Below are 880 nucleotides of genomic sequence, written 5' to 3' on the forward strand. Positions count from 1 at the left end.
CCATGTTGAAATCACCTTCGATAGAGTGTTTTAAGCAACTTGCGGCTACCGCAAATTCAATGGTTGCCTGAGGATCATATCCTTCTAGGCTTGCGGCAATCAATCCAGCTCCAAAACTGTCTCCACCACCTACACGATCTACGATCTGCATGTTGTATCTCTTTGAGAAATAGTAATCTTTTCCATCATACAACATAGCGGACCAGTTGTTGATATTCGCATTGATTGACTCTCTTAATGTGATGGCTACTTTTTCAAATCCAAAGCGTTTTGTCAATTCACTAGCTACTTCCTTATATCCTTCGCGATTGACTTCACCACTTGTTACATCCGTATCACTGGCCTTGATTCCAAATACATCGGCTGCATCTTCTTCATTGGCAATACATACATCGACATATTCACAGATCTTAGCCATGACTTCACCAGCTTTTTCTTTTGACCATAGCTTGTTACGATAGTTCAAGTCACATGAGATCTTAACTCCATGTTCCTTTGCTTTCTTACAAGCTTCTATTGTAAGTTTGGCTACATTGTCACATAAAGCAGGTGTAATCCCTGTAATATGGAACCAAGCACAGTCTTTAAAGATTTCATCCCAGTTAAAATCCGCACTTGTAGCTGTATAAATACTAGATCCTGCACGATCATAAATAACTTTACTAGGACGTTGGCTAGCACCTTTTTCTAGATAGTAGATACCAATACGGTCTCCACCACGAGCAATATAAGATGTGTCTACACCATATTTGCGTAATGAATTGATGGCACATTGGCCAATTTCATGATTTGGAAGACGAGTTACGTATTTGGCATCAAAACCATAATTAGCTAAAGAAACAGCTACATTGGCTTCTCCACCACCATAAGTTGCACCAAA

The 880-nt window shown here is 39.7% G+C and carries 1 protein-coding gene; it reads right to left on the bottom strand.

Going from position 1 to position 880, the window contains the following annotated elements; genetic code table 11:
* Positions 1-880 (bottom strand): sugar kinase (locus H8911_RS12195; protein ID WP_186999843.1); only part of this gene is annotated, 880 nt, incomplete at both ends.

It is taken from the genome of Holdemanella hominis, assembly GCF_014306155.1.
Taxonomy (GTDB): Bacteria; Bacillota_I; Bacilli_A; order Erysipelotrichales; family Erysipelotrichaceae; genus Holdemanella; species Holdemanella hominis.